Below are 336 nucleotides of genomic sequence, written 5' to 3'. Positions count from 1 at the left end.
AAGACAATAACGATGCCCTTGAACAGGTCTTCTGTGTACTCGGGGTAGTAGAGGCATTCGTCGCTTTCTACATGGTCAGGGTAAACCCGGTAGTTGAAGAGGGTTTTTTGGCGAACCCCAGCCAGGATGGCGAAGGAGGTTAAAAGCAGGGCGACAGTGATAAATATCGGAAAGTCATAGCTCTCGATAGTGGCTAGATCGAGTGACCAGAGTATACCGGCCAAGACTATTCCGGGCGCGCCAAAAGAAAATAGTATGGCAAATTTTCTGTCGCGGGGAGGGTGGATAATTGCCTTGAGCGACCAGGTCATTAGTTTTAGGGCCTCTTTGTCGGAG

General features: G+C 49.7%; 1 protein-coding gene. It reads right to left on the bottom strand.

Features of this window, described 5'->3' with window-relative positions:
• Nucleotides 1-311: hypothetical protein (locus ACYP2A_RS20460; protein ID WP_459747669.1), on the bottom strand; the 311-nt coding region annotated here is incomplete at its 3' end.
• Nucleotides 312-336: the final 25 nt, after the last annotated feature.

This window comes from Pseudomonas sp. 3A(2025) (assembly GCF_054589175.1).
This window is presented reverse-complemented; position numbering and strand designations above follow the sequence as displayed.